The organism is Streptomyces fagopyri (assembly GCF_009498275.1).
GTDB lineage: Bacteria > Actinomycetota > Actinomycetes > Streptomycetales > Streptomycetaceae > Streptomyces > Streptomyces fagopyri.
The window spans coordinates 3,062,610-3,088,988 of the sequence record NZ_CP045643.1 but is presented as its reverse complement, the minus strand read 5'-3'; the positions used below and the strand labels follow the sequence as shown (position 1 = coordinate 3,088,988).

The 26,379-nt window shown below is 71.0% G+C and carries 20 protein-coding genes; 9 read left to right on the top strand and 11 right to left on the bottom strand.

Translation table 11 applies throughout. The annotated features are described in order from the left end of the window. Positions 1–178: 178 nt before the first annotated feature. Positions 179–1,612, bottom strand: a complete 1,434-nt coding sequence (locus GFH48_RS13135; RefSeq protein ID WP_153288441.1) for a cytosine permease — start codon at positions 1,610–1,612, stop codon at positions 179–181. A gap of 164 nt (positions 1,613–1,776) precedes the next feature. Here GFH48_RS13135 and ureA point away from each other — a divergent pair, with 164 nt between their 5' ends. From ureA to cimA, 5 genes are all read left to right on the top strand, one after another. Further along, positions 1,777–2,538: an urease subunit gamma gene (gene ureA, locus GFH48_RS13130; RefSeq protein WP_228120555.1), complete on the top strand. Its 762-nt coding sequence runs from the start codon at positions 1,777–1,779 to the stop codon at positions 2,536–2,538. Then, entirely contained in the window at positions 2,535–4,205 is a 1,671-nt protein-coding gene (locus GFH48_RS13125; RefSeq protein WP_153288440.1) for an urease subunit alpha, read from the top strand. Before ureA ends, GFH48_RS13125 begins: the two co-directional genes overlap by 4 nt. 11 nt (positions 4,206–4,216) lie before the next feature. Further along, positions 4,217–5,254, top strand: a complete 1,038-nt coding sequence (locus GFH48_RS13120; protein WP_153288439.1) for an agmatine deiminase family protein — start codon at positions 4,217–4,219, stop codon at positions 5,252–5,254. Between the two features lie 215 nt (positions 5,255–5,469). Continuing rightward, positions 5,470–6,006 (top strand): TetR/AcrR family transcriptional regulator, encoded by a 537-nt coding sequence (locus tag GFH48_RS13115; RefSeq protein ID WP_153292888.1) that lies wholly within the window; start codon positions 5,470–5,472, stop codon positions 6,004–6,006. 427 nt (positions 6,007–6,433) lie between these two features. Further along, on the top strand, positions 6,434–8,038 hold the full coding sequence (gene cimA / locus GFH48_RS13110) for a citramalate synthase (RefSeq protein WP_153288438.1): 1,605 nt from the start codon (positions 6,434–6,436) through the stop codon (positions 8,036–8,038). Positions 8,039–8,113: 75 nt separating this feature from the next. On the opposite strand, the gene GFH48_RS13105 is transcribed toward cimA, so the two are convergent. Continuing rightward, entirely contained in the window at positions 8,114–9,979 is a 1,866-nt protein-coding gene (locus GFH48_RS13105) for a ricin-type beta-trefoil lectin domain protein (protein ID WP_194280571.1), read from the bottom strand. Positions 9,980–10,216: 237 nt separating this feature from the next. Between GFH48_RS13105 and GFH48_RS13100 the strand changes: the two genes are divergently transcribed. Both GFH48_RS13100 and GFH48_RS13095 read left to right on the top strand, forming a co-directional pair. Next, positions 10,217–13,237 carry a glycoside hydrolase family 3 protein gene (locus GFH48_RS13100; protein ID WP_153288437.1) on the top strand — a complete coding sequence of 1,007 codons (3,021 nt, stop codon included), beginning with the start codon at positions 10,217–10,219 and terminating at the stop codon, positions 13,235–13,237. A 106-nt stretch (positions 13,238–13,343) separates the two neighbouring features. Then, entirely contained in the window at positions 13,344–14,702 is a 1,359-nt protein-coding gene (locus GFH48_RS13095; RefSeq protein ID WP_153288436.1) for a hypothetical protein, read from the top strand. Between the two features lie 362 nt (positions 14,703–15,064). Here the strand turns inward: GFH48_RS13095 and GFH48_RS13090 are convergent, their stop codons facing one another. Then, complete coding sequence (locus tag GFH48_RS13090; protein WP_153288435.1) at positions 15,065–15,562, bottom strand: N-acetyltransferase; 498 nt, start codon at positions 15,560–15,562, stop codon at positions 15,065–15,067. A 196-nt stretch (positions 15,563–15,758) separates the two neighbouring features. Beyond that, positions 15,759–16,370: a YceI family protein gene (locus tag GFH48_RS13085; RefSeq protein ID WP_153288434.1), complete on the bottom strand. Its 612-nt coding sequence runs from the start codon at positions 16,368–16,370 to the stop codon at positions 15,759–15,761. Positions 16,371–17,047: 677 nt separating this feature from the next. Between GFH48_RS13085 and GFH48_RS13080 the strand changes: the two genes are divergently transcribed. After that, entirely contained in the window at positions 17,048–18,637 is a 1,590-nt protein-coding gene (locus GFH48_RS13080; protein ID WP_153288433.1) for an acyl-CoA carboxylase subunit beta, read from the top strand. A gap of 57 nt (positions 18,638–18,694) precedes the next feature. Beyond that, entirely contained in the window at positions 18,695–18,889 is a 195-nt protein-coding gene (locus GFH48_RS13075) for an acyl-CoA carboxylase subunit epsilon (protein WP_153288432.1), read from the top strand. A gap of 725 nt (positions 18,890–19,614) precedes the next feature. On the opposite strand, the gene GFH48_RS13070 is transcribed toward GFH48_RS13075, so the two are convergent. The 7 genes from GFH48_RS13070 to GFH48_RS13040 all read right to left on the bottom strand — a co-directional run bounded on the left by GFH48_RS13070 (position 19,615) and on the right by GFH48_RS13040 (position 26,376). After that, positions 19,615–20,196: a GTP-binding protein gene (locus tag GFH48_RS13070; protein ID WP_006375305.1), complete on the bottom strand. Its 582-nt coding sequence runs from the start codon at positions 20,194–20,196 to the stop codon at positions 19,615–19,617. Beyond that, positions 20,177–20,767 (bottom strand): DUF742 domain-containing protein, encoded by a 591-nt coding sequence (locus GFH48_RS13065; RefSeq protein ID WP_153288431.1) that lies wholly within the window; start codon positions 20,765–20,767, stop codon positions 20,177–20,179. Before GFH48_RS13065 ends, GFH48_RS13070 begins: the two co-directional genes overlap by 20 nt. A 94-nt stretch (positions 20,768–20,861) precedes the next feature. Beyond that, positions 20,862–21,275, bottom strand: a complete 414-nt coding sequence (locus tag GFH48_RS13060) for a roadblock/LC7 domain-containing protein (protein WP_005479603.1) — start codon at positions 21,273–21,275, stop codon at positions 20,862–20,864. A 10-nt stretch (positions 21,276–21,285) separates the two neighbouring features. Next, complete coding sequence (locus GFH48_RS13055) at positions 21,286–24,546, bottom strand: sensor histidine kinase (RefSeq protein WP_153288430.1); 3,261 nt, start codon at positions 24,544–24,546, stop codon at positions 21,286–21,288. 350 nt (positions 24,547–24,896) lie between these two features. Further along, positions 24,897–25,472 (bottom strand): GTP-binding protein, encoded by a 576-nt coding sequence (locus GFH48_RS13050; protein ID WP_028802395.1) that lies wholly within the window; start codon positions 25,470–25,472, stop codon positions 24,897–24,899. Beyond that, positions 25,453–25,851 carry a DUF742 domain-containing protein gene (locus tag GFH48_RS13045; RefSeq protein ID WP_153288429.1) on the bottom strand — a complete coding sequence of 133 codons (399 nt, stop codon included), beginning with the start codon at positions 25,849–25,851 and terminating at the stop codon, positions 25,453–25,455. Before GFH48_RS13045 ends, GFH48_RS13050 begins: the two co-directional genes overlap by 20 nt. Before the next feature lie 111 nt (positions 25,852–25,962). Further along, the gene (locus GFH48_RS13040; RefSeq protein WP_010984127.1) at positions 25,963–26,376 is read right to left on the bottom strand and encodes a roadblock/LC7 domain-containing protein; all 414 of its coding nucleotides are present in this window, start codon (positions 26,374–26,376) and stop codon (positions 25,963–25,965) included. Positions 26,377–26,379 lie beyond the last annotated feature (3 nt).

Sequence of the window (26,379 nt, the reverse complement as noted above, 5' to 3'; positions counted from 1 at the left end):
GCCGAGGGGGACGGCGAGGGGGACGGCGGGAGGGCCGCGGCGCCCCGCCACGTCCGGGCCCGCGACCGGGACCCGGTGGGCGTGCCCCGTCCTCACCACCTACGACCCGGACGCCACCCGGCCCGGGGTCCGGCGCCGGGTACCGCGAGCGCCCGGGGTACCGGCGGCGCCGGCGGTACTACAGCCCGCTCTCGGCCCGCACCGGTTCCGGTCCGGCCTCGACGCGGGGGGACGCCTGTCCGGAGGGGAGGGCCAGGTAGGCGACGCCGCCCACCAGGCCCGACAGGACGAAGCTGCAGTCCACTCCGCCGGTGAGGGACAGCAGCGGCCCCTCGTACGAGGGCAGCGACACGGCGAGCAGGCCGACACACGCGCCGAGCACCCAGGAGACCGTCGCCCGCACGTTCCAGCCGGCCCGGTACCAGTAGATGCCGCCCCGGGAGCGGCGGTTGAAGACCTGGAGGGCGTCCGGGTCGTAGACCCCGCGGCTGCGGGCGAAGCCGATGAGGGTGATGACCGCCCACGGGGTGCCGATGGCCGTCAGCAGAAGGACGAAGGACGTCAGCGCGGACTGCGCGTTCCAGGCGTAGTGGCCGACGAAGACACAGACGGTCGCGACGACGGCGACCGTGAGCGTGGCGCGGGCGCGCGAGGCCCGCGGCAGGATCGCGTCCAGGTCCAGGCCCATGGAGTAGAGCATCAGTCCCGCGTTGCCGACCGAGCCCGCGGAGGCGGCGAGCAGCAGCGGGATGAGGTACCAGGCGGGGGAGGCGGAGACCAGCGGTCCCGCGTAGTCGAGGGCGGCGCGGGCCGCGTACGCCGTGAAGGTCCCGAAGAGCTGGGGGACGAGCAGGCCGGCGATCAGACCCAGCCAGGTGGCGTGCAGGACCGCGCGCGAGGAGTGCCGGGACGGGGAGATGTAGCGGGTGTAGTCACCGAGCAGGGTGATGAACGCGATGGGTCCGGACAGGCCCGCCGCGACCGCCGCCAGCAGCCAGGTGGGCCAGAACGAGCCGAGCAGGTAGCCGCCCGTCTCCGGGAGCGCGGCGGTGGTGAAGTGCGGCGCGTACGCGAGGACGCCGAGGGCGAGCAGCGCGGTCATGCCCACGGCGAGGACACGGGACATGGTGAGCAGCACCCGGTAGCCGTAGACCGCGCCCGCGACGGTGGCGGCGGCGAGGACCGCGTACACCACGGCGTAGGAGAGACCGTCCACCGGCAGTCCGAACAGCCGGTGCAGGACGCCGACCATCACATCGCCGCCGATCCACACGGTCAGCGCGGTGTAGCCGAGGGCGAGCAGCAGCCCGACGACCGAGCCGACCAGCCGTCCGCGCACCCCGAACTGGGCGCCGGAGGAGGTGGAGAGGTTGGTCGCGGTGCGCAGCGAGACCAGCGCCAGGGGAGCGGTGAGCGCCGTGCCGATCACCGTGCCGGCCACGATCGAGCTCACCGAGGACCACCAGTCGAGCCCGAAGGACGGCGGCAGCCAGCCGAAGATGATCACACCGAGGCAGAGGTTGGAGCCGAGGAGGATCGACACGAGGTCGCGCGGCCCGCTGGTCCGCTCCTCGTCGGGGATGGTGTCGACTCCGCGCTGTTCTATCGGCATGGCTGGTCTCCTTCGATCCGCCGCCCGGTTGTTTAGAGCGACGTTCAATGTGTCGCTTCCGAAGTGCGCCCGTCAATGCCTCTCTGCCTGTCAATGTTCCCCTCTTGCCCATCCCTTGTTTAGAGTGGTGTTCTAATCGGTGGAAGGCAAGGAGGTGCCGCGTCGTGAGACTGACCCCCACGGAACGTGACCGGCTGCTGCTCTTCGGCGCGGCCGAGCTGGCCCGGGCCCGCCGGGCCCGCGGTCTGCGGCTCAACGTCCCCGAGGCGACCGCGCTCATCGCGGACACGGTGTGCGAGGCGGCCCGGGACGGGCGCCGGCTCGCGGAGGCCGTCGAGGCCGCCCGGTCCGTCCTCGGCCCGGACGACGTGCTGCCCGGCGTCGCCGACATCGTCACCGAGGTGCACGTCGAGGCCGTCTTCGACGACGGGTCCCGGCTCGCCGTGGTGAGCGACCCCCTCGGCCCCGGACTGGGGGAGGAGGGACCGGGCGCCCTGCTGCCGGGGCCCGCGCACACCGAGCCCGAGGCCGTCGTGCGCCTGACGGTGACCAACACCGCCACCGTGCCGGTCTCCGTCACCTCGCACTTCCACTTCTTCGAGGCCAATCCGCGGCTCGACTTCCCGCGGGCGGCGGCCTACGGGATGCGGCTCGCCGTTCCCGCCGGCTCGTCGGTCCGCTTCGGCCCCGGGGAGAGCGCCGAGGTCGGCCTCCGTCCGATCGGCGGAGCACGGGTCGCGATCGGGTTCGCCGGACTCGTCGACGGCCCGCTGGACGCGCCCGGCGCCCGGGAGGAGGCCCTGCGCAGGGCGGCCGCCTGCGGATATCTCGGTGCTGGTGCTGGTGCTGGTGCTGGTGCTGGTGCTGGTGCTACCGGTGCCGGCGCGGGTGCCGGTGTCGAGGAAGCCGAAGGGAACGAACGATGAACCCGTACGAGTACGCCGCCACCCACGGCCCCCGCGCGGGCGACCGCCTGCGCCTCGGCGACTCGGGCCTGACCGTTCGTGTCGAGTCGGACGCCCAGCGGCACGGCGACGAGTTCCTCGCCGGCTTCGGCAAGACCGCCCGCGACGGACTGCACCTCAAGGCCGCCGCCGTCCGCGACACCTGCGACGTCGTGATCAGCAACGTGGTGGTGATCGACGCGGCGCAGGGAGTCCGGAAGGTCTCCATCGGCATCCGCGAGGGGCGGATCTGCTCCATCGGCCGGGCCGGGAACCCCGACACGCTCGACGGGGTCGACGTCGTGGTGGGCACGGGCACGTCCATCGTGTCCGGGGAAGGGCTGATCGCCACCGCCGGCGCCGTCGACACCCATGTCCACCTGCTGTCGCCGCGCATCATGGAGGCCTCGCTCGCCTCCGGCGTCACCACCGTCATCGGCCAGGAGTTCGGTCCGGTGTGGGGAGTCGGCGTCAACTCGCCCTGGGCGCTGCGCCACGCCTTCGCCGCGTTCGACGCCTGGCCGGTCAACATCGGCTTCCTGGGCCGGGGTTCGTCCTCCGACGCCGCGCCCCTGGTCGAGGCCCTCGCCGAGGGCGGCGCGAGCGGCTTCAAGGTCCACGAGGACATGGGCGCCCACACCCGCGCCCTCGACACCGCGCTGCGCGTCGCCGAGGAGCACGACGTCCAGGTCGCCCTGCACAGCGACGGGCTGAACGAGTGCCTCTCGGTCGAGGACACCCTGCGGGTGCTGGACGGCCGGACCATCCACGCCTTCCACATCGAGGGCTGCGGCGGCGGGCACGTCCCGAACGTCCTCAAGATGGCCGGTGTCCCGAACGTCATCGGCTCCTCGACCAACCCCACCCTGCCGTTCGGCCGGGACGCGGTCGCCGAGCACTACGGCATGATCGTCTCCGTCCACGACCTCAAGACCGACCTGCCCGGCGACGCCGCCATGGCGCGTGACCGGATCCGCGCCGGGACCATGGGCGCCGAGGACGTGCTGCACGACCTGGGGGCGATCGGCATCACGTCGTCGGACGCCCAGGGCATGGGCCGCGCGGGAGAGACCGTACGACGCACCTTCGCCATGGCCGGGAAGATGAAGAGCGAGCTCGGCGCCCCGGAGGACCACGACAACGAACGCGTCCTGCGGTACATGGCCAAGCTCACCATCAACCCGGCCATCGCCCACGGGCTCGCGCACGAGGTCGGCTCCATCGAGGTCGGCAAGCTCGCCGACATCGTGCTGTGGCGCCCCGAGTTCTTCGGCGCGAAGCCGCAGCTGGTCCTGAAATCCGGCTTCCCGGCGTACGGCGTCGTCGGCGACCCGAACGCCGCCACCGACACCTGCGAACCCCTCGTCCTGGGACCGCAGTTCGGCGCGCACGGTGCGACGCCCGCCGAGATCTCGGTGGCCTTCGTCGCGCAGGCGGCCCTCGACCAGGGCAACGACGGGATGCCGACACGCCGGCGCCGGGTCGCCGTGCGCGGCACCCGCGGGATCGGCCCCGCCGACCTGCGCCTCAACTCCCGTACCGGAGCCGTCGACGTCGACCAGCGCACCGGCCTGGTCACCCTCGACGGCGAGCCACTGCGCTCCGAGGCCGCCGACTCCGTATCCCTCAACCGCCTCTACTTCCTGTGAAGGTGCACGTCATGACCCCTGCCTCCGACGGTTTCCGGATGCCCGCCGAGTGGGACGCGCACGAGCGCACCTGGATGGCGTGGCCGGGCCCGAACCCCACCTTCGACAACCCGGACGACCTCGCGCGGGCGCGGGCCGCGTGGGCGTCGGTGGCGCGCGCCGTCCGCCGCTTCGAACCGGTCACGGTCGTGTGCGGGCCGGGGCAGTCCCGGGAGGCCGCCGAGCTCCTCGGCCCCGGCGTCGACACCGTCGAACGGGAACTCGACGACGCCTGGATGCGTGACATCGGCCCCACCTTCCTCACCGACGGGAAGGGCGGACTGGCCGCCGTGGACTGGACGTTCAACGGCTGGGGCGCCCAGGACTGGGCGCGCTGGGAGCACGACGCCAAGATCGGCGCGAGTGTCTCGGACCTCGCGGGCGCGCGCACGTACGCCTCCCGGCTGGTCAACGAGGGCGGCGCCATCCACGTGGACGGCGAGGGGACCGTCCTGCTCACCGAGACCGTCCAGCTCGGTGCGGAGCGCAACCCGGAGTGGACGCGCGAGCGGGTCGAGGCGGAGATCCACGCCCACCTCGGCACCCGCAAGGCGATCTGGCTGCCGCGCGGGCTCACCGGCGACTACCCCCCGTACGGCTTCGGCACGCTCGGGCACGTCGACATCGTGGCCGCCTTCGCCCGCCCCGGGGTCGTCGTCGCGCACCACCAGCCGGACCCCGCGCACCCCGACCACGAGGTGACGAAAGAGGTCATCGGGCTGCTGAGGGCGCAGACGGACGCGCGCGGGCGGCGCCTGGAGGTCGTCGAGGTCCCGGCGCCGACCGTCCTGGAGGCCGACGGGCACTGGGCCGACTACTCCTACATCAACCACTACCTCTGCAACGGCGGTGTCGTCCTGTGCGGCTTCGACGACCCGCGCGACGAGACCGCGGCCGGGATCTTCCGCGGACTGTTCCCCGAGCGGACGGTGACCCTGGTGGACGCCCGTACGATCTTCGCCGGCGGGGGTGGCATCCACTGCGTGACGCAGCAGCAGCCGAAGGTCTGACAACCGCGCGGGGGCCGGGAACCCGCGCGAGCGGGGGTCGGGTAGAACGTACGGGTGAATGTACTGCTCTGTGCCGCGCACCGGCGCCGCCCTCGCCAGGCCGGGGGGACCACCGGGGCCGACCGGGCCCCGGGAGGTACGGAGACCGTGGAGGCCGCCCCGTGACCCGTCGCCGCAACACCGCACCGCCCCGCGAGGAGGTCCTCGGGGTGGCGATGGGCATGATCGCCGAGCGCGGCCTGGAGAAGCTCACCATGGCGGCGCTCGGCCGCGAGGTGGGGATGAGCAGCGGCCACCTCCTCTACTACTTCCGCTCCAAGGACGAACTGCTGCTGCAGACGCTGGAGTGGAGCGAGGGCAGGCTCGGTGCCGAGCGCGGCCGACTGCTCGCCGCGCGGGGCACCGCCCGCGGACGCCTGGACGCGTACGTCGCCCTGTACGTGCCCGACGGCCACCGCGACCCCCACTGGACGCTCTGGCTGGAGGTCTGGAACCACTCGCAGAACGCCGGCGAGGACGCCCGTGAGCGGCAGGTCGCCATCGAGGGGGCCTGGCACCGGGACCTGGTGGCGCTGATCGCCGAGGGCGTCTCGCGCGGCGAGTTCCGGCAGGTCGACCCGGACCGCTTCGCCGCCCGGCTGCGGGCCCTGCTCGACGGCTTCTCCATCCACGTGGCGATCGGGCTGCGCGGCACCGACCGTGAGCGGACCCTCGGCCACGTCAAGGAGTTCCTGGACGAATCGCTCGGCTGAGACCGGCCGGGTCCGATTCCGGCCGGGTTCGATTCCGGTCCGGTCGGGTGCCGGTCCGGTCGGGAGCCGGACGATTCCGGTGCGGGCCCGCACGGTCATGGCCGGAAGCGGCCCCGCGAAAACGGACGAACCGCTCGCATCCTGAGACGATCTGGGCCCGGGGACGGCGCTGTGCCAGACTGCCCCCGTGCTCTCGTTCGCCACGATTATTGGCAGCAGGCGCGCCGGTCCGCAGTGACCGCCACGTACCACCACGTACGGGCGGGCACCGTCGTCCTCGACCCGCGCGCAGACCTCTCGCACCCGCGAGAGGTTTTTCGTTTTCCTGGCCCACCACAAGCCGGGAAGGGAGCGCGAGGGATCATGGGGGGACGGTGGAGCCGGTCATTCCGGTACAGACCGAGATCCAACACAGGAGCCAGACACCATGACCGAAACCAGTGGGCTCGACGATTCGTTCCACGTCTTCGACACGACCCTGCGCGACGGCGCGCAGCGTGAGGGCATCAACCTCACCGTGGCGGACAAGCTGGCCATCGCACGGCACCTGGACGACTTCGGGGTGGGCTTCATCGAGGGCGGCTGGCCCGGCGCCAACCCGCGTGACACCGAGTTCTTCGCCCGCGCCCGGCAGGAGATCGACTTCAAGCACGCCCAGCTCGTCGCCTTCGGTGCCACCCGCCGGGCGGGAGCGAAGGCGAGCGAGGACCAGCAGGTCAAGGCGCTGCTGGACTCGGGCGCCCCGGTGATCACACTGGTGGCCAAGTCCCACGACCGCCATGTCGAGCTCGCGCTGCGCACCACCTTGGACGAGAACCTGGAGATGGTCCGCGACACCGTCTCCTACCTGCGTTCACAGGGCCGGCGCGTCTTCGTCGACTGTGAGCACTTCTTCGACGGCTACCGCGCGAACCCCGCGTACGCGAAGGCGGTCGTACGGGCCGCCTCCGAGGCGGGCGCCGACGTGGTCGTGCTCTGCGACACCAACGGCGGCATGCTCCCGGCGCAGGTCCAGGCGGTCGTGGCCACCGTCCTCGCCGACACCGGGGCCCGGCTCGGCATGCACGCCCAGGACGACACGGGCTGCGCGGTCGCCAACACGCTGGCCGCCGTCGACGCGGGCGCGACCCACGTGCAGTGCACGGCGAACGGCTACGGCGAGCGGGTCGGCAACTCGAACCTGTTCCCCGTGGTGGCGGCCCTGGAGCTGAAGTACGGCAAGCAGGTGCTGCCCGAGGGCGCGCTGCGCGAGATGACGAGGATCTCCCACGCGATCGCCGAGGTCGTCAACCTGACGCCCTCGACGCACCAGCCGTACGTGGGTGTCTCCGCGTTCGCGCACAAGGCCGGACTGCACGCCTCCGCGATCAAGGTCGACCCGGACCTCTACCAGCACATCGACCCCGAGCAGGTCGGCAACACCATGCGGATGCTGGTCTCCGACATGGCGGGCCGCGCGTCGATCGAGCTCAAGGGCAAGGAACTCGGCATCGACCTCGGCGGCGACCGCGAACTGGTGGGCCGGGTCGTCGAGCGGGTCAAGGAACGGGAGCTCAGGGGCTACACCTACGAGGCGGCCGACGCGTCCTTCGAGCTCCTGCTGCGCGCGGAGGCCGAGGGCAGGGCCCGCACGTACTTCGAGGTCGAGTCCTGGAGGGCCATCGTCGAGGACCGCCCCGACGGCACCCACGCCAACGAGGCCACGGTCAAGCTCTTCGCCAAGGGCGAGCGCATCGTCGCCACGGCCGAGGGCAACGGTCCCGTCAACGCCCTCGACCGGGCCCTGCGGGTCGCGCTGGAGAAGATCTATCCCCAGCTCGCCACGCTGGAACTCGTCGACTACAAGGTCCGCATCCTGGAGGGCAAGCACGGCACGTCCTCCACGACCCGGGTACTCATCTCCACCTCCGACGGCGCGGGCGAATGGTCCACGGTCGGCGTCGGCGAGAACGTCATCGCCGCGTCCTGGCAGGCACTGGAGGACGCCTGCACGTACGGGCTGCTGCGCGCGGGAGTGGAACCGGCCGCGTAGCGCGGACAGTCGGCCGCGGGTCCCCCGGCGGGGCGCGAAGACGTCACCGGGGGACCCGCGGCGGACCTCAGCGGCCTACTGGAGGTGCCACTTCTGGTTGGCCGTTCCCGTGCACGTCCAGATCTGCGCCCGCGCCCCGTTCGCCGAGGAGTTGTCGGTCACGTCGAGGCACTTGTCCGCCGCGGTGTTGACCACGTCACCCGTCGAGGCGTTGTACGACCACCGCTGGGCGCCGCTCCCGTTGCAGTCGTACAGCTGGACCTTGGCGCCGTTCGCCGTCGAGGCCGAGGTCACGTCCAGGCACTTGCCCAGCGTCTGCACCGAGCCGTCCGCCTGCACCGCCCACTTCTGGGCCGCGCTGCCGTTGCAGTCGTAGAGCTGCACCGCCGCGCCGTTCGCGCTCGAACCGCCCGCCACGTCCAGGCACTTGCCCGCGAGCCCGACGAAGGAGCCCGACTGGCCGCCGCCCCCGCCCGACTGCGTGCCGGACCAGGTGAAGGTGGCCGAGGTCTTGCCCGGCAGCGAGTAGGTGGCGTGCTGCGAACCCCAGTTGACGGTGATCGTCTTCGCGGCGGACGCGTCGTTGTACGCGATCAGCGCCTTCGAGCCGTCGGGGTTGCGCCAGGCCACGTTCGGCACCGACGCGGACGCCGTCGACGCGATCCGCTGGGCACCGGGCCGGACGAACTTCGTCAGGTGGCCCATCGTGTAGTACTCGACCGTGTAGTCGACGCTGCCGCTCGCGCCGTCGCCGTTGTGCACGGTGATCAGCCCGCTGCACGTCCCGCAGCCGCCGTTGTGCGGCCCCCGGTTCTGGTCCACGGCCAGCGACCACTTCGTCACCGACTTCGCCCAGTTGCGGGTGTAGTCGACGATGTTGAGCATGTCCTCGCGCTGCTGGTTGGCGATCCAGGTGCCGCCGGAGTGCTCGGTCCCGAAGGCGTCGAGGCCCGGATACTGGTTGTGCACGCCGGTCTGCTTGTTCACGTCGCCGCCGTACCCGTGCCAGGCGATACCGCCGAAGTTCGGGTGGGAGCGCACCGCCGCGTCGTCGACGGTCTGGGCGGCGTACGAGTCGTAGACGTCCCAGTTCCAGTCGTGGGCGAGGACCTTCGTGGACAGGCCCGCCGCCTGGAGCTTCGGCAGCAGCTCGCTCTTGGTGAAGTAGGCGAGCCCGGAGGCGTTCCAGCTCATCGAGGGGTAACCCGAGCAGCAGGTCGGCTCGTTCTGCGCGGTGACGTACGAGACCGGCACTCCCTGGTCCCGGTAGGCCTGGAGGTACTTCACGAAGTAGGAGGCGTACGCGCCGTAGTCCTCGGACTTCAGCCAGCCGCCGTTCAGGGACCCGCTGTCCTTCATCCAGGCCGGCGCCGTCCACGGCGAGGCCATCACGGTCAGCGACGGGTTCAGCTGGAGCGCCTGCCTGGTCAGCGGCACCACGTCGGCCAGGTCGTGCCCGATCGAGAACTGCGCCAGGCCGGGGTCGCTCTGCCCGGCCGGCACGTCGTCGTAGGAGTAGCCGTACCGCGCGAGGTCCGACGCGCCCATCGGATTGCGCAGGAAGGACAGGCCGATGCCGTCCGTCGGCGAGAACAGCTTGCGCATCGTGGCGTCCCGCGTCGACTGCGAGAGCGCGCCGCTGCTGTTCATCAGCCAGGCGGCGGTGTCGGTGAAGGAGGCGCCGCCGCCGGTGAAGGTCTGGTAGCGGGTGTTCTCGTCGACGGTGATGTTCTCGCCGCTCCCGCCGCTGCCGGACTGGAAGGCGAACGGTGCCTGGGCCTGGAGCCCGCGTACGACATGGCGGCCGCCGGTGTCGTCGGTCGTGGTCAGCCAGGCGGTGACCTGTTCGCCCGCGGCGTGCGCGGGCGCGGCCGCCGTGAATCCGGCCGCGGTGAGCAGCCCGGCGAGAATCAGCCGGGCCGCCCGAGTGGATCCCCTCATGGGGCGCCGCCCTTCTGGAGGTGGGGGTGGGGAGGCGTGCGAGGCGTGAGTAAATGACGGCTTCCAAGGCGCGTCAAGGGGTTGCGCGTTCACATTTTGAAGGAACAACTGCCCTGATCCGGCCGGGGGTTGAGTGTGTACCGGTTCTGACGTGAAGCCTTGACGGCCCCTCGTGGCGTCAGTTAACTCACGCCGTGATCTAAGTCATAAGTGAACTGAGAGAGCCGAGGAAGGTACATGCGAAGAACCGCCCTGCTCGCCTCCGCCGCCCTGCTCGTCGGGCTGCTGCCCCTGGCCGCGGCCGGCACGGTCGCCGCGGCCGACGACCCCGCGCCCGTCCCGGTCGACCGCTTCGAGGGGGAAGTCCCCTTCGCGACCCAGCCCGCCGAAGGCATCTTCACCTGGGGCGGCGACGCCGACGACCCGCCGACGCTCGCCCTCACCGCACGGTCCGACGCCCCCGAGGGCGACAAGGTCCTCAGCGGTGACTACGACATCAGCGGCTACGGCGGCTTCACCCATGACTTCGCCGCCGGCTTGCCTGCCCACGACTGGTCCGCCGGCAAGGGCATCCGGTTCTGGTGGGACGGCCAGAACAACGCCAAGAAGATCAGCTTCGAGATCAAGGACGGCGGCGCCAACGGCGAGGCCTCCGAGCTGTGGACGACGTCCTTCACCGACGACTTCACCGGCTGGAAACAGATCGAGATCCCCTTCACCGACTTCGTCTACCGCACGGACTACCAGCCCGTCGGCGGCATCGACCAGGTCCTCGGCCTCACCCAGATGTGGGGGTACGCCCTGACACTCCCGGTCGGTGTGCAGGGCCGGTTCGCCATGGACGACGTCGAGCTGTACGGCAAGGCGGACCAGTCCCTGCGGGCCTCCGTCACCACCGACTCGGCCGTGTACCCGGTGAAGGAGGGCGCGGCGGCGACGGTGAGGCTCTCCGTCGCCACCACCGGCTCCGCCCCGCTCGACGAACCCGTGACCGTCGCCTACGAGGGCGCGGGCGGCACCGCCGAGTCGGGCAAGGACTACGCGCCGGTCAAGGGCGAGGTCACCTTCCCGGCCGGCACGGTCTCCGGGACCTCCCGCACGATCCGGGTGTCCACCCTGAAGGACAGGTCGGCCGAAGCCGCCGAGACGATCCCGCTCAAGCTGACGGTCACCGGCGCGAAGGCCCCCGCAGAGACCCCGCAGGTGGTCATCGACGCGCACGGGCTCCCGTACCTGGACCCGAAGCTCCCCGTGAAGAAGCGGGTCGCCGACCTGCTCTCCCGGATGTCCCTGGAGGAGAAGGCCGGGCAGATGACCCAGGCCGAGCGCGGCGCGGTCGGCGCGGGCGGCGACATCGCCTCGTACGACCTCGGATCGCTGCTCTCCGGCGGCGGCTCCACCCCGACGCCGAACACGCCCGCGGCCTGGGCGAAGATGATCGACGGCTACCAGCTCCGGACGCAGGCCACCCGGTACCAGATCCCGCTGATCTACGGCGTGGACGCGGTGCACGGCCACAACAACCTTACCGGCGCGACGATCATGCCGCACAACATCGGCATCGGCGCGACCCGCGACCCGGGCCTGGCGGAGAAGGCGGGCGCGGTGACGGCCGCCGAGGTCCGCGCCACCGGCATCCCGTGGGACTTCGCCCCCTGCCTGTGCGTGACCCGCGACGAACGGTGGGGCCGTTCGTACGAGTCCTTCGGTGAGGACCCCGCCCTCGTCAAGTCCATGGAGACGGTCATCCAGGGCCTCCAGGGCGCCCGCGACGGCAGCGACCTGAAGGACGACGACAAGGTGCTGGCGACCGCGAAGCACTTCGTGGGCGACGGCGGCACGGAGTACGGCTCCTCCACGACCGGCTCCTACACCATCGACCAGGGCGTCACGAAGGTCACCCGGCAGCAGCTGGAGGCCGTCCACCTGGCCCCGTACCAGACGGCCGTCGACCGCGGCATCGGCACGGTCATGCCGTCGTACTCCTCGCTCGACATCCTGGGCGACGGCCAGGGCCCGGTGAAGATGCACGCCCGCGCGGACATGATCAACGGCGTGCTCAAGGGCCGGATGGGCTTCGACGGCTTCGTGATCAGCGACTGGAACGCCATCGACCAGCTCCCCGGCGACTACGCCTCCCACGTCCGGACCTCGGTCAACGCGGGCGTCGACATGATGATGGTGCCGTACTCGTACAAGGACTTCCGTACGACGCTCGTCGACGAGGCGAACGCCGGCCGCGTCAGCGCGAAGCGGATCGACGACGCCGTGTCGCGCATCCTGACGCAGAAGTTCAGGCTCGGCCTCTTCGAGAAGCCGTACGCCGACACGAGCGGCGCCGCGAAGATCGGTTCCACCGCCCACCGGAGCGTCGCCCGGCAGGCGGCCGCCGAGTCGCAGGTCCTGCTGAAGAACTCGGCGGGCGTACTGCCCCTGAAGAAGTCGCAGAAGGTCTACGTCGCCGGTTCGAACGCCGACGACCTCGGCAACCAGACCGGCGGCTGGACCATCACCTGGCAGGGTTCCTCCGGAAAGATCACGGACGGCACCACGATCCTGGAGGGGATGAAACGCGCGGGCGGTGACGTCACCTACTCGAAGGACGCCTCCGCGCCCACCGGCGGTTACGACGTGGGGGTGGTCGTCGTCGGCGAGACCCCGTACGCCGAGGGCGTCGGCGATGTCGGCAACGGCAACGACCTGGAGCTGACGGCCGCCGACAAAGCCTCCGTCGACAAGGTGTGCGCCGCGATGAAGTGCGCGGTGCTGATCGTCTCCGGGCGCCCGCAGCTCATCGGCGACCGCCTCGGTGACATCGACGCGCTCGTCGCCTCCTGGCTCCCCGGCACCGAGGGCGACGGTGTCGCGGACGTCCTCTACGGCAAGCGCGCCTTCACCGGACAGCTCCCCGTCACCTGGCCGAAGTCGCAGACCCAGCTGCCGATCAACGTCGGTGACACGGCCTACGATCCCCAGTTCCCCTACGGCTGGGGGCTGACCACGCTCACCAAGGTCCCCGAGGGCGGTTCCGCGACCCTCAAGGCGCTCGCCCTGCTGGCCGCGGCCGCCGACCGGACCGGCTCGGACCGGGTGGGCCGCTCCGCCGTGGCCAAGGCCCGCCTGCTCGTCCAGCAGAAACTGTCCTCCGGCCTCACCCCGGCCACCAGTAAGCCCTTCGCGGACGCCGACCACCTCCTCCTCACCGGTCACTACGCCGAGGCGGTGAACAAGCTGACGCAGGCGTACCGGGCCGCCTGACGCCCACCTCGACGCCGGACGGGGCACCCCCAGCCCGTCCGGCGCCGAGGCCCCGGCCGCCCGTCCCGACGCTCCCTTCCACGCACGTTCGGGTAGCTTCGAAGACATGAAGGCCGCACTGATCCGGGGGCTCCCCGGACTGCTGATCGCGCTGATCCTCGCCGCCGCCGCGGCCCTCTGTCTCGGCGCGCCCCCCGCACACGCGGCCACCGACGTGGGAGCCGTCGCGGCGGCCCTCCGCGAGAACCCGGTCTACGTCGACCCCGCGGCCTCCGCACAGCTGTCCCGGGCGGACGCCGACGCCCTCGCCGAAAAGATCAGGAAAGCCGACAAGCCCGTCTTCGTGGCGGTCCTGCCCGACGGCTTCCCCACCCAGAACCTCTTCCAGAACCTCCGGACGGACACCGGTGTCACCGGCCTGTACGCCATCCGGCTGGGCAACCGCTTCGACGCCCGCGCCGACTCCGCCGTCCTGTCCCGCACCGCCGTGCAGAACCTCGTGACCAGCGTCCAGGGCGAATCCACGAAGACCCAGCTGAACGACTTCACCGACCGCGCCCTGAACAGCGCCGCGGGATCCGCCCCCGGAAGCTGGGGTCAGGCCCCCGGTACCGGTGTCTCGACGACCGCCCTGATCGCGATCGGCGCGGTGGCCCTCGCCGGCTGCGCGGGCGCGTACACACTCGTACGCCGCAACCGGCGCCGCAGGTCGCAGGAGCAGCGGGCCGCGCTGGACAGGCTCCGCGTCGTCGTGGACGAGGACATCACCGCCTTCGGCGAGGAACTCGACCGGCTCGACTTCCACCCCGCGGAGGCCGGCGCGGACGACGCGATGCGCGCCGACTACGAACGCGCCCTCGACGCCTACGAACAGGCGAAGTCGTCCATGGCGGCCGCCCGGCGCCCGGAGGACGTACGCGCCGTCACCGAGGCACTGGAGGACGGCCGCTTCTCCCTCGCGCTGCTGGCCGCCCGCCGGGAGGGCCGGCCGCTGCCGGAACGCCGCGCCCCCTGCTTCTTCGATCCCCGGCACGGCCCCTCGGTCGCGGACGCGGCCTGGACGCCGGCCGGCGGCACGGCCCGCGAGGTCCCCGTCTGCGCGGCGGACCGGGCCCGGCTGGCCGACGGCGACGACCCGGCGGTCCGCGAGGTCGACACCGACCACGGCCGCCGTCCCTACTGGGACGCCGGCCCGGCCTACGGGCCCTGGGCGGGCGGCTACTTCGGCGGCGGGCTCCTCCCCGGCCTCCTCGTCGGCACCCTGCTCGGCGGCGCGATGGCCGCCCCCTCCTACGCGGCCGACTACGGCACCGGTTACGGGGACTTCGGCGGCTACGACGGCGGCGACGTCTCCGGTGGCTCCTTCGACCCCGGGGACTTCGGCGGCGGATTCGGCGACGGCGGGGGCGGCGACGGCGGGGGCGGCGACTTCGGCGGCGGAGGGGATTTCGGCGGGGGCTTCTGAGCCCCGGCACCGGCGTCGGCGAGCGGGTCGGTCGGCGCAGCCGCCGGACGCGGCACCTCGCACTCGATCGCGCTCAGCGTCCCGAGCACCTCCGCGAGCCGGACGTCGCGCCCGGTCGCGTCCCGCTCCAGCGCGCGCGGCCCCTCCGGGGTGAGCGTCGGCGCGGACCGGCGCCGGTCCGCGCCACCGGCCCCGTCCGTCGACCGCGACGGATGGCTGACGCCGCGCGCCGGGTGGTCCGGGTGGGTCGGGCGGTCGAGGCGGATCGGGCGGTCGGGGTGGATCGGGCGGCACGCGCCCCGGCGCGTCTGCCGGGCGGCCGGCTCATGACAGGGGGCTCCGTGGTCCGGGGCGCACGGGGTCTACACACGCGCGTCGGGCAGGGCGAGCCACTCGGACCACGACAGATCGCGGCCGATGAACCGCGGCCGTTCGAAGGGCCAGTCCTCGGCGATCCACCGGGGCACCAGCGACTCCAGCTCCCGCTCCAGACCCGTACCGGCCTTCTCGTCCGTCACCCACCAGCAGATCTCGGCGTCGGCCCCGGCCTTCTCCGGCGGGTCGATGTAGACGCATCCGTACTCGGCGGTGCCGGTCCCGTCCAGCAGGACGTAGTTGAACGACTCATGAGCGGCGATCTCGGCCTCGTGCCGCTCCAGATCCTTCCGGTTCGCCTCGTACGTCATGGTCTCGGCGGGCCACCCCCAGGCCTCCCCGAAGAGGGACCACAGCCGCTCGCGCGAGCCCATGACGACCGGATGGTCCATGGCCGCGTCGGCGCCCGTGATGGGCCTGAGGTGATGCCCTCCGGACAGTTCGACACGAAGGGGATGCGCGAAGCCGGCAGGCAACCAGGTCATGCCCGGAGGCTAGCTCCCAGGCGACGGCCACCGCACCGGGATATCGCGGGCCCCGGCGGGGGGCGACCGCGAGCCGGTGCCGGCGCGTGACCGGCGCGTGAGCCGGCCCCATGGGCGCGGACACGCCGGAGCGCCCGCCCTCCCGGTACGGGGGGAGTAGAGGACGGGCGCGCTCAGGGTGCCGTGCGGCGGCGGGTCAGGCGTTCTTGATCGCCGAGATGTCGAAGTTCAGCTTGATCTTGTCGGAGACGAGGACGCCACCGGTCTCCAGGGCCGCGTTCCAGGTGAGGCCCCACTCGGAGCGCAGGATCTCCGCCTTGCCCTCGAAGCCGACGCGCTCGTTGCCGAACGGGTCCTTCGCCGAGCCGTTGAACTCCAGGTCGATGCTGAGCGGCTTGGTGGTGCCGAGGATCGACAGCTCACCGGTGATGCGGTAGTCGTCCCCGCCCAGGGCTTCCGCCTTGGTGGAACGGAAGGTCATCGCCGGGAACTCGTCGGTCTTGAAGAAGTCCGAGCTCTTGAGGTGGGTGTCGCGGTCGGCGGAGCCCGTGTCGATGCTCTCCATCTTGACGTCGATCGTGGCGGTGGACCTGGACGGGTCGGCGCCGTCCAGGTGCAGCGCTCCCTCGAAGTCCTTGAAGGAGCCCTTGACGTTCGTGACCATCGCGTGGCGCGCGACGAAGCCGATCGTCGAGTGCGCCGGGTCGATCGTGTACTCGCCGGTGAGGGCCGCGAGGGCGGGGTTCACGGCGGCGGCTGCCGCGCCGGTGGCGGGGGTGTCGGTGGTCTTGCGGCCGAAGATGCCCATGACGTGCTCCTGAGGGGACGGGGTCGCGGATCGGGGAAGCGGAACCGCGAGATCAATTTTGTTAAACATTCAACGAGGTGAACAGGAGTGACGGTAGACCTATTCCATTCAACTTTCAACATCATCCGCTGTGTGTTGTCGACGTTACTGTGCGTTTCGACGCGTCGCTTCCCGGCGCCGGCCCCCGGCCGTGTCGAGTCGTCCCGCCTTCCCGCAGGTGGGGGCCGGCCGGCCGCTGTCGGCGCGACGCCGCGCCGAGGGTCACCGGTGACGACGGACTGACCGCCCTCGCCGCCCGGACCGGACGCGTCGGCGGGCGCGAACACGCCTTACGGTGCCGGGGGAGCGTCACTGACCCGTACGCGACCGGCCGGTGGCCGGCGGGGCGGCCGCGCCCCGCGCGTCGGGGCGGATCCGGGTCGATCCGGCGGCCGGGACGCCTGGCGCGCGCCGCCGTCCGAGGGGCCGATTCACTCCGGGGATGGTATGTGCCACCCGTGAATGTGAGGTGACTCTCAGCTGACGGCTTTGTGCGACCTCTACAAGCCACATGCCCCCTGAGCAGTCAGATCGCCTGCATGTGGTCGAGGTTCTGTTCAGGGGTACCAGGAAAACAGGCCGGAGACTGTACGGAGTCGACGGCTCGCTTTTCTTGTTCGACTTCGTAAGGTCGCTACATGACCGTTTTGGACGAGGCCGCACCCTCAGGCGAACCCACGGACGCACGCGGGCGCGTGGCCGAACTGCACGCGATTCGTGCGGAGGCACTGCGCGGCCCCAGCGAGAAGGCGACCGAGGCCCAGCACGCCAAGGGCAAGCTGACCGCCCGGGAGCGGATCGAGCTGCTCCTCGACCCCGGATCCTTCCAGGAGGTCGAGCAGTTGCGCCGGCACCGGGCGACCGGGTTCGGCCTGGAGGCCAAGAAGCCGTACACGGACGGTGTGATCACCGGCTGGGGCACGGTGGAGGGCCGTACGGTCTTCGTCTACGCGCACGACTTCCGTATCTTCGGCGGCGCGCTGGGCGAGGCGCACGCCACGAAGATCCACAAGATCATGGACATGGCCATCGCCGCCGGTGCGCCGCTGGTGTCCCTCAACGACGGTGCGGGCGCCCGGATCCAGGAGGGTGTCTCGGCGCTGGCCGGCTACGGCGGCATCTTCCAGCGCAACACGAAGGCCTCCGGTGTCATCCCGCAGATCTCGGTGATGCTCGGCCCGTGCGCGGGCGGCGCTGCCTACAGCCCGGCTCTGACGGACTTCGTGTTCATGGTCCGTGAGACCTCGCAGATGTTCATCACCGGCCCGGACGTGGTCAAGGCCGTCACCGGCGAGGAGATCAGCCAGAACGGGCTCGGCGGCGCCGACGTGCACGCCGAGACCAGCGGCGTGGCCCACTTCGCGTACGACGACGAGGAGACCTGCATCGCGGAGGTCCGCTACCTCCTGTCGATGCTCCCGCAGAACAACCGCGAGAACCCGCCGCGGGTGGCCGCCGAGGACCCCGCGGACCGGCGCGGCGACGTTCTCCTCGACCTGGTGCCCGCCGACGGCAACCGGCCCTACGACATGACGAAGGTCATCGAGGAACTCGTCGACGACGGCGACTACCTGGAGGTCCACGAGCGCTGGGCCCGCAACATCATCTGCGCGCTGGCCCGCCTGGACGGCCAGGTGGTGGGCATCGTCGCCAACCAGCCGCAGACCCTCGCCGGCGTCCTGGACATCGAGGCCTCCGAAAAAGCTGCGCGCTTTGTCCAGATGTGTGACGCTTTTAACGTTCCGATCATCACCCTCCTGGACGTTCCGGGGTTCCTGCCCGGGGTGGACCAGGAACACGGCGGGATCATCCGGCACGGCGCGAAGCTCCTGTACGCGTACTGCAACGCGACGGTGCCGAGGATCTCGCTGATCCTGCGCAAGGCGTACGGCGGCGCCTACATCGTCATGGACTCCCAGTCCATCGGCGCGGACCTCACGTACGCGTGGCCCACCAACGAGATCGCCGTGATGGGCGCCGAGGGCGCCGCCAACGTCATCTTCCGCCGCCAGATCGCCGACGCCGCCGACCCCGAGGGCATGCGTGTACGCATGGTCAAGGAGTACAAGGCCGAGCTCATGCACCCCTACTACGCGGCCGAGCGCGGCCTGGTCGACGACGTCATCGACCCCGCCGAGACCCGCGAGGTCCTCATCCGCTCCCTGGCGATGCTGCAGACGAAGCACGCGGACCTGCCCTCCCGCAAGCACGGCAACCCCCCGCAGTAACCCTGCGGCTCCTCCGCGGCAGCGCCGCGGAAACCTCTCTCACGGAGACTGACACCTATGAACGACCCTGAGATCCGCGTCGAGAAGGGCCACGCCGAGCCCGAGGAAGTCGCCGCCATCACGGCCATCCTCCTGGCCCGGGCGGCCGCCCAGCCGGACACCAAGCCCACCCACCGAGGCCGCGCGAAGGCCGGCTGGCGCCGTCTGGAGCGCGAGCCCGGCTTCCGGGCCCCGCACAGCTGGCACGGCTAGCCTGCGGCGCCTGTACGTGACGAGGGGCCCGCTCCGGACGGAGCGGGCCCCTTCGCCGTGCCCGCCCGCGCCCGCGGGGCCCTGTCCGGGGCACGGGCGGGACGCCGGGGTGTGCGGGGCCTCCGCCGTGCTACCCGTGCCCGGCGGCGGTTCGGCATCCGATGGCGAGGGAAGCACTCCCGGAGCCGCCGCGAAGTCCCGCCGGGGGAAAGCGCGGCGGCCCGAACACGCACGGGGAGACGAAAACCCCGCCGGGAGGGCGGAACCCCGGGGCACGCTTGCCCGGAGGGGGCGCTGCGGGGAGGTCGCGCCGCGGGGAGGGAAGCCCCGCCGTGTCGTGAGCACAGCCGGGACCGAGACCCGGCTGGGACCGAGACCCGGCTGGGACTGAGGCGGCGCCGGCCCGGAAGCGAAGCTGCGACTCAGGAGCCGTCGGCGCTGAGGTCTCGCCGGGTCGGAAGCGCAGTCCAGCGGTTGAGGAGCCGCCGGGTCGGGAAGCGCGGCCGCGGCGCAGGCTTCGCAGGCTCACAGGCCCCGCCGGGGCTGAGGTGTCGCCGGTCCGGAAGCGCGGCCGGGGTTGAGGCGCTGCCGCGGTTGAGGGCCGGTGGCTCGGAAGCGTGAGGTGTCGCCCGGGGCGGAAGCGTTGCGGAGAGCGGCGGAGGGGCGGGTTCTCCACTTCCGTGGAGAACCCGCCCCTCTGTTCCGGTGTCGGCCGCGCGGAGCGACTACCGCAGGCGGGCCATGAGCGCGTGCTCGACCAGGGTGATCAGCGCGCTCTTCGCGTCCGCGCGGTGCCGGGCGTCCGTCGTGATGATCGGCGTGTCGGGGCCGATCTGCAGCGCCTCGCGCACCTCGTCCGGGTTGTACGGCTGGCTGCCGTCGAAGCCGTTGAGGGCGATGACGAAAGGCAGCCCGGAGTTCTCGAAGTAGTCGACCGCGGGGAAGCAGTCGGCGAGACGGCGGGTGTCGACCAGGACGATCGCGCCGATGGCGCCGCGGACGAGGTCGTCCCACATGAACCAGAAGCGGTCCTGACCGGGTGTACCGAAGAGGTACAGGATCAGGTCCTGGTCCAGGGTGATGCGGCCGAAGTCCATGGCGACGGTGGTGGTCGTCTTGTCTCCGGTGTGCGTGAGGTCGTCGATGCCCGCGGATGCGGACGTCATGACGGCCTCGGTGCGCAGCGGGTTGATCTCCGAGACGGCGCCGACGAACGTGGTCTTGCCCACGCCGAAGCCGCCCGCCACCACGATCTTCGCGGACGTGGTGGAGCGGGAAGGCCCTCCGCTAGAGCTTGCGAAGTCCACTGAGCACCCTTTCGAGCAATGTCACGGCTGGCTGGCCGCCGGCGCTCTCGTCGCCGCCCGGCTGATGAATGGCGACCAGGCCCGCCTCCGCCAAGTCGGCGACGAGAATCCTGGCCACACCGAGAGGGATGGTCAGCAGGGCCGAGATCTCGGCCACCGACTTGATCTCCCGGCAGAGATTGCAGATCCGCTGATGCTCGGGCAACTGGCCCTGCATCTGGTGCGGTTGTGCGGTGGTGTGCACCAGCGCCTCGATGGCGAGCTGGTAACGAGGCCTGGTGCGGCCGCCCGTCATGGCGTACGGACGCACCAGAGGGTTGTTCGACGAACCCGCGGGCGCCGCCTCCGGTGTGCGTCGCTGCGGCTGCACCGGCTGGATGCGCGGCGCCGGGGGCTGGTCGTACGGCGAGGGGCCGGGGCCCTGCGGCGTGTACGGCTGCTGGCGTCGGTGGCTTGGTGCGGAGGGGAAGTTGTAACGGTTCGGGTTCTGCGAACCGTCACCCTGGCCCTGCCCCTGGCCGGGGCCGTACGACCAGTTGCCCGAAGACGAACCGCCTGGGGGTGTTGCCACTTTCTCCTCCTCCGACTGTGCCTGGCACCCATCCATGTGGGACCGCGTCCCGAAACCTTACGGCCCCGGGACACCAAAACGCACGGTCTGTCTGTTAGTTGAGAAGGCTCCCTTGGAGCTCCGCTCGTAGATCCGGTGTCAGGACCGTACCCGCACGGTCCACCAGAAGGGCCATCTCGTACCCGATGAGACCGATGTCCGCTTCGGGATGTGCAAGGACCGCGAGCGACGAACCATCGGAAACGGACATGATGAAGAGGAATCCTCGCTCCATCTCCACAACCGTCTGGTTCACGCTGCCGCCCTCGAAGATGCGGGACGCGCCCGCGGTCAGCGAGGTCAGACCGGACGCGACCGCCGCGAGCTGGTCCGCGCGGTCACGGGGAAAGCCTTCGGACATCGCCAGAAGGAGTCCGTCGGCGGAGACCACCACGGTGTGGGACACCCCGGGGGTGTTGTCCACGAAGTTGGTGATCAACCAGTTCAGGTTCTGCGCCGCCTGGCTCATCGGGCTCACACTAACGCTCCTGGTTGTAGGTGCTGTCAGAACCGAAGCCCTGACCGTTCGTGTCACTACTGGCATTGCGCCCCTGCTGCACGCCGCGGCGCAGGTTGCTGAGCCTGCCCCGGATGTCCTCGGGAGCGCGGGAGACCTGGGGGCCGCCCTGCGGGGTCGATTCCGCGGTTCCCTCGACCAGGTTGGCCTTGGGGACCCGGCGCGGCAGCCCGGACGAGGTGACCCCGCCCGCCTTGGGCTTCTTGAGCCGCTCGGCACGCTGCCAGCGGTCGTCGTTGGACGAACGCCAGTCGTCGCTGCCGTCGCCGTCGCCATGGCCCGCGAGAGCCGCGGGCGGTGTCTGGGCCCCCTGGGCACCCGAGTCGACAGGACGCCGGCCGTTCGCGCCGCTCGCGGCGGATCCGCGGCGCGGCAGCCCGGCGTCGGTCAGCTGGTGAGCGGACGAGGGGGCGGGTCCTGGACGGCCGAAGCCTACGCTGTCCTGCTCACCCGCGTCAGCGACCTGCGCGGATTCCGCACCCGGAGCGTACCCGGGCCGGTAGTCGTTCTGGTACGCGTCCCGCTGCGGCCAGTCGTCCTGGTAGGACGGCTCCTCGAACGCGGCGAAGGTCTCCTTCGCGGCGCCGGGCGCCTCCACGGACTCCTCCTGGGACTGCTCCGGGTACCCGGGCTCCGGGTAGCCGCCGTTCGCCGGGAAGTACGTCTCGTCGTACGTCGGCTGCTGCGGTGCCTCGTACGCCGACTGCTGGTCGAACGTCGCCGGCTGCCCCTCGTACGCGCCCTGTCCGTTGCCGTACGCGGGCTGTCCGCCCTCGAAGGACGGCTGGGCGCCGTCGTAGCCGGGCTGGGGCGCGCTGAAGTCGTCCGGGTACTGCCCGGCCTCCAGGGCGTCCGGCTGGCCCGTCGTCTGGGCCTCCAGGGCCGCGCGGCGCTCCTCACGTACCAGGGAGCGGCCGACCGGGTCCAACTCGCGGATGTCGTCCGGGACTTCGGTGTAGCGGCTGTCGTCGAAGCCGAGTTCCGCGGCGGTGCGTGTCGACTGCGCCTGGAAGGACTCCGCCTGGAAGGGCTGCTCCTGCTCCGGGATGATCTGCGAGACGGTGAACTCGTCGCGCTGCACTTGCTGTTCGCCTCCACCACCATGGGTGATCGCGTCGGGGAGCATGACCAGTGAGGTCGTTCCCGCCTGCTCGCCCGAGGGACGCAGCTGGACGCGGATGCCGTGCCGGTCGGACAGCCGGCCGACCACGAACAGGCCCATGCGCTGGGAGATCGCGGCGTCCACGGTCGGCGGGTTGGCCAGCTTGTGGTTGATGTCCGCGAAGTCCTCGGCGGTGAGGCCGATGCCCTTGTCGTGGATCTCGACCATGACGCGGCCGTCCGGGAGACGGGTCGCGGTGACGCGGACCTTGGTCTGCGGGGAGGAGAACGTGGTGGCGTTCTCCAGCAGCTCGGCGAGCAGGTGCACGAGGTCGGTGACGGCCCGGCCGTGGATCTCGGCCTCCGGGACACCGGAGAGCTCGACGCGCTCGTACTGCTCCACCTCGGAGGAGGCGGCGCGCAGGACGTCCACGAGGGGCACCGGCTGGTCCCAGCGGCGGCCGGGCTCCTCGCCGGCGAGGACCAGGAGGTTCTCGCCGTTGCGGCGCATACGGGTCGCGAGGTGGTCCAGGCGGAAGAGGTTCTCCAGCTGGTCCGGGTCGGCCTCGTTGTTCTCCAGGTCGGTGATCAGGGTCAGCTGGCCCTCGATCAGCGACTGGTTGCGGCGCGACAGGTTCGTGAAGATCGCGTTGATGTTGCCCCGGAGGAGAGCCTGCTCGGCGGCGAGCCGGACGGCCTCCCGGTGGACCTGGTCGAAGGCGCGGGCGACCTCGCCGATCTCGTCCGTGGTGGTGATCGGGATGGGCTGCACGCGGGTGTCCACGCGGCCCGGGTCGGTGCGCGAGAGCTGGTCGACCAGCATCGGCAGACGCTGTTCGGCGACGCCGAAGGCCGCGTTGCGCAGCTGGCGCATCGCGCGGCTCATCTGGCGGGCGACCATGCCTGCCAGGATGAACGCGGCGAGCAGGGCGAGCACGACAGCGCCACCGGTGATGAAGGCGTCGGTCTTGGCGGTGTCGGCGATGTTGGCGGCCTCGGCCACCGCCTTGTCGGCGAGGTCGGACTCGATCTGCCGGTAGCCGTTGTACTTGGCGGTGTTGACCGCCCACCAGTTCTGCGGGGTGACGCCGTTTGCGGCCAGCGTGGCGCGCGCGGAGTCGAGCGGCGACGCAAGGGTGGCGACCCGCGTGACCATGTCGGACGGCGGGGGGACGTACTTCTGGCCCTGGGCCGCGGCGGCGGTCCCGGCCTGCGTGGCCTCGCTCTTCAGCTCGGCCGTGATCTGCTTCGTGACCGTGTCCAGCTTGGCGGCGTCGGCCTCGGTGCCACCGCCGAGGTACTCCTCGACGGCGATGCGCTCGAGGTACGCGTACGAGGCGAGGGCGGTGCGCTGGGTGGCGAAAGTCCCGAGGCCGGGGCCCGGCTTCACCAGGAGGTGCATACCGATCGACCGCTCGAGGGACAGAGCGGCCTTGGACAGCGAGATCGCGTAGACCGTACGGCCGTAGCTGGTGATGTTTCCGGTGCCCAGACCGAGCTCGTTGGCGAACTCCATCAGCGGGTGCTGGATCTGGAGGTAGCCCTCCTCGGTGTCCACACCGTGGGGCTTCTGGTCGGCGTCCGCACTGACGGTCTTGTAGGCGGTCTTGCGCAGAAGGGCGAGGCCGGGCTCCACCTTGCGGAAGATGGCGAGCCGCCGCTCCAGGCCCGGAGTCTTCGGCATGTTCTGGGCGACCCGGTCGAACTCGGCCGCGGCCTGGTCCGTCTCCTTGTAGGCCTTGACGACCGTGGGGTCCTGGGGGCCCTTGTTCAGCAGCAGCGGCTGGGCGGTGACGTCACGCTCGACGAAGAGCTTGTCGCCGTAGGCCAGCGCGGCCTGCACCAGGCGGGCCGTCTTCTCCGCGTCCTGGGCCTGCTGCCAGGTGTTGATCGAGCCCTTCACCTGGAAGCCGCCCATCACGAGGCCGACGACCACGGGTATGAGCAGGATCGCGTTCAGCCTGGTGGGTACGCGCCAGTTGCGGGGGGACAGACGACCGCCGCTCGGCGCGGGCGCCGGCACGGGCTCCGGAACCGGCACCTGTGCGGACGCCGCTCCGCGCGGCGGCGGGGTGAAGTTGCCCCGTGCCGACGGCTCGGGACCGTTCTTGCTTCGCCTCACTCGACCAACAACCTCTCGGCGTCGGCACCTACGTTGTGCCGCGGTGTCTCCAGCGCCCTTGACTACTGGGCAGTTCAGCGCATTCCAGCACGTCAGGCAGCGCCCTTCCAAACACTCGGAATCGATGCTTCCGAGTGATGCATCCCCCAGATAAAACGGTCATAAAGAGCGAGCCCCGTCAAAAGACGGGGCTTTCATGAGCGCAGTGGCACCGGGTGACCGCGATGCGTGTTGGTGCCCATCGAATTCCATGTCGAAACGTTATGAACACTGTGGCCGGCCGTGTCAAACGACACAGCCGGCTCCAATGCGTCTACGACAACTTCCTTATGAACCTGTCGACTTGGGTGCTACCGCAGACGTGCCATGAGCGCGTGCTCGACCAGGGTGATCAGCGCGCTCTTCGCGTCCGCGCGGTGCCGGGCGTCCGTCGTGATGATCGGGGCGTCCGGGCCGATCTGCAGCGCCTCGCGCACTTCTTCGGGGTTGTAGGGCTGGTGTCCGTCGAAGCCGTTGAGGGCGATGACGAAAGGCAGCCCGGAGTTCTCGAAGTAGTCGACCGCGGGGAAGCAGTCGGCGAGACGGCGGGTGTCCACCAGGACCACGGCGCCGATGGCGCCGCGGACGAGGTCGTCCCACATGAACCAGAAGCGGTCCTGACCGGGTGTACCGAAGAGGTACAGGATCAGGTCCTGGTCCAGGGTGATGCGGCCGAAGTCCATGGCGACGGTGGTGGTCGTCTTGTCTCCGGTGTGCGTGAGGTCGTCGATGCCCGCGGACGCGGACGTCATGACGGCCTCGGTGCGCAGCGGGTTGATCTCCGAGACGGCGCCGACGAACGTGGTCTTGCCCACGCCGAAGCCGCCCGCCACCACGATCTTCGCGGAGGTGGTCGCCCGACCTCCGTCAGAGCTTGCGAAGTCCACTGAGCACCCTTTCGAGCAAAGTCACGGCCGGCACGCCGCCGTTGTTCTCATCGCCGCCAGGCTGGTGGATGGCGACGAGTCCGGCTTCCGCGAGGTCCGCGACGAGGATCCGGGCCACACCGAGCGGCATGGACAGGAGGGCCGACACCTCGGCCACCGACTTGACCTCACGGCACAGGTGGCAGATCCGCTGGTGCTCCGGGAGCAGCCCCATCAACTGCTGGGGGTCGGCCGTGGTGCTGATCAGCGCCTCGATGGCGAGTTGGTACCGCGGCCGGGTCCGGCCGCCGGTCATCGCGTACGGACGTACCAGCGGCTGGTCGCCCTCGTCCCCGTACGGCTCAGCGTACGGATCATGAGAGGCGGTGGGCGGGGTCATGAATCCTCCGGGCGGGACAGCAGGTCGGTCAGTCGTGCCGTCTGTTGGGGCCGGTGGGGGGATTGTGGCGGCCGGACGGTGATTTCGTGCAGTCGGTAGAACCAGGGCCCGTCAGTGGAGCAGACTTCCCTGGAGTTCGGCGCGCAGGTCCGGAGTGAGTACGGCGCCCGCCCGGTCGACGAGCAGTGCCATCTCGTAGCCGACAAGGCCGATGTCGCACTCCGGGTGGGAGAGGACCGCCAGGGACGATCCGTCCGAGACGGACATGAGGAACAGGAAGCCGCGCTCCATCTCGACGACCGTCTGGGCCACCGTGCCGCCCTCGAAGATCCGGGAGGCCCCGGCCGTCAGTGAGGTCAGCCCGGAGGCGACGGCCGCGAGCTGGTCGGCGCGGTCGCGGGGGAATCCTTCGGACATCGCCAGAAGGAGCCCGTCGGCGGACACGACGACGGTGTGGGACACCCCGGGGGTGTTGTCCACGAAGTTGGTGATCAACCAGTTCAGATTCTGTGCGGCCTGGCTCATCGG

Coding starts and splice junctions, on each gene's coding strand:
- GFH48_RS13135 (WP_153288441.1), bottom strand. CDS start 1,612: ATGCCGATAGAACAGCGCGGAGTCGACACCATCCCCGACGAGGAGCGG.
- GFH48_RS13125 (WP_153288440.1), top strand. CDS start 2,535: ATGAACCCGTACGAGTACGCCGCCACCCACGGCCCCCGCGCGGGCGAC.
- GFH48_RS13120 (WP_153288439.1), top strand. CDS start 4,217: ATGACCCCTGCCTCCGACGGTTTCCGGATGCCCGCCGAGTGGGACGCG.
- GFH48_RS13115 (WP_153292888.1), top strand. CDS start 5,470: ATGGGCATGATCGCCGAGCGCGGCCTGGAGAAGCTCACCATGGCGGCG.
- cimA (WP_153288438.1), top strand. CDS start 6,434: ATGACCGAAACCAGTGGGCTCGACGATTCGTTCCACGTCTTCGACACG.
- GFH48_RS13105 (WP_194280571.1), bottom strand. CDS start 9,979: ATGAGGGGATCCACTCGGGCGGCCCGGCTGATTCTCGCCGGGCTGCTC.
- GFH48_RS13100 (WP_153288437.1), top strand. CDS start 10,217: ATGCGAAGAACCGCCCTGCTCGCCTCCGCCGCCCTGCTCGTCGGGCTG.
- GFH48_RS13095 (WP_153288436.1), top strand. CDS start 13,344: ATGAAGGCCGCACTGATCCGGGGGCTCCCCGGACTGCTGATCGCGCTG.
- GFH48_RS13090 (WP_153288435.1), bottom strand. CDS start 15,562: ATGACCTGGTTGCCTGCCGGCTTCGCGCATCCCCTTCGTGTCGAACTG.
- GFH48_RS13085 (WP_153288434.1), bottom strand. CDS start 16,370: ATGGGCATCTTCGGCCGCAAGACCACCGACACCCCCGCCACCGGCGCG.
- GFH48_RS13080 (WP_153288433.1), top strand. CDS start 17,048: ATGACCGTTTTGGACGAGGCCGCACCCTCAGGCGAACCCACGGACGCA.
- GFH48_RS13075 (WP_153288432.1), top strand. CDS start 18,695: ATGAACGACCCTGAGATCCGCGTCGAGAAGGGCCACGCCGAGCCCGAG.
- GFH48_RS13060 (WP_005479603.1), bottom strand. CDS start 21,275: ATGAGCCAGGCGGCGCAGAACCTGAACTGGTTGATCACCAACTTCGTG.
- GFH48_RS13045 (WP_153288429.1), bottom strand. CDS start 25,851: ATGACCCCGCCCACCGCCTCTCATGATCCGTACGCTGAGCCGTACGGG.
- GFH48_RS13040 (WP_010984127.1), bottom strand. CDS start 26,376: ATGAGCCAGGCCGCACAGAATCTGAACTGGTTGATCACCAACTTCGTG.